General features: G+C 54.0%; 2 protein-coding genes and 1 pseudogene. All 3 read left to right on the top strand.

What is annotated here, in order from left to right; genetic code table 11:
- A pseudogene (locus tag RT91_RS22080) lies at positions 1–403 on the top strand (hypothetical protein); the annotation flags it as partial.
- A 144-nt stretch (positions 404–547) separates the two neighbouring features.
- Positions 548–832, top strand: coding sequence for a hypothetical protein (locus tag RT91_RS21085; RefSeq protein ID WP_082468677.1), 285 nt, complete (start codon positions 548–550; stop codon positions 830–832).
- Between the two features lie 12 nt (positions 833–844).
- Positions 845–1536: hypothetical protein (locus RT91_RS19685; protein WP_055726044.1), on the top strand; the 692-nt coding region annotated here is incomplete at its 3' end.

The following is a 1536-nucleotide window of genomic DNA, read 5'->3' as shown; positions in this document are numbered from 1 at the left end:
CGTCGAGGCGGTGATCAAGGCCGGCCACGCCACGACGGGTGAGGAGATCAAACTCGCCGCCAAACTGGCCGCGGCGGCGCTGGTCTCGCTGGGCCTGCTCGTCCTGCTCCGCGAAATCGTCAAGCGCGTGCATGAGGTGAAACCCAAGGCGCCAGAGGCAGAGGATGAACCCCTACCTCCCAAATCCCCACGCCAGCAGGTTCTGGCTGCGTATCCGGCGCGCGGCTCGACCGACGATATCATGCAACGCTACAACAACGGGAATGATGGCGTTACATATCCCCGGCGCGCCGATCAATTCACACCGGATAGCGTTTATGATTCAACCGCGCCTGCGGCTGACCAGCGTACTGCCATCAATCAGTTACAGAGCCAACTCGACTCAAGTGGAAATCCAGCGTGAGACGACGACAAGATCGACCAAATTCTGAATAGCGGCTCCAAATTTGGCACCAGCGATTACTCCGCGGGCGATAATATCTACAAAATTCAGAATCTTGGCTACAACCCTGATACACCCAGCCCCTATATTCTGGATCAGAATGGCATGAATCAGTTGATCAATCAGGGATATGTCGATGAGAATCTGAACGTGACGAACGCCGCCGGGGTCAAGCAATATCTAGCTTTACCATGTTACAATATGGCCCAAACAATATTCCAAGGGCAGGTCACGGCACCAACAACAGGCGTCACGTCACAGATCAATTCCGCTTCGGAATTGTTCAATCTTGATAATGGGGCGGGTGGCGTGGATGAAGGAAAGCTGATCATGACCGGTGGCGGCTCTCAGGTTTCATTGCCGCCTTCAGCGGTCAGCTTTGGTAAATAGAGGAACATTTCCATGATCCCCATTACGCCTGAGATCATCGGCCCTGGCATTGAAGAAGAATATGAAGATGCCATGGAGCGCATCGCGTTCCTGCTCGACGCCTTCAAGGACTACCCCGCCTCGAACGAAACCGCGCATAGCCGCGTGGTCTATCAGCTCCGCTGGCTCAAGCAGGAGATCGACGCGCAGCGCTTGCCTGTTCCCGTGCATAAGAGCTGGATCGGCACGCTTTGCTACGTCGTTGGTTCCTGCGAGGTGGATGACTCCAAGGAAATCGCCAAAGCCTTGGGGGAATTAAAGCGTATCTTGCAAGGCCCTGGCTTGCTCAAGCCTCGGCATTTCCCGGTTGTCGCGGCGCAGATCGACGATCTGGTGGCGGATATTCATCTATTTGGAGATCCGCTGACACCGGATGAAATAAAGTTCGTCGCGGATTTGGAAGACACCGCCAAGGGGATCCGATCCGGTCAAATTATTCCTCCGCTGACCGTTCCAAAAGGTATTCACCCTCTGAAGTTGGCTTTGATGCATGCCAAACGACTAGAAAATATACTCCCACAGCCACCAAACCCACATGAATATTGGAAACAATCACATTTTTTGCAACTTCCTCTATTTTCAGCCTGGCGTCCTTACGTAGCCCAAAAGCCTCCCTTGGGAGCGCCAAATCCTGGGCTGGGACCAGAAGCACCAGATTTCACGCT

The organism is Acidiphilium sp. JA12-A1, assembly GCF_000724705.2.
GTDB lineage: Bacteria > Pseudomonadota > Alphaproteobacteria > Acetobacterales > Acetobacteraceae > Acidiphilium > Acidiphilium multivorum.
The sequence above is the reverse complement of the archived record's forward strand: the minus strand, read 5'-3'. Positions and strand labels throughout refer to the sequence as shown.

Bases quoted from the DNA above. Each gene is read 5' to 3' on its own strand.
- RT91_RS21085 (WP_082468677.1), top strand. From the start codon at position 548: ATGAATCAGTTGATCAATCAGGGATATGTCGATGAGAATCTGAACGTG.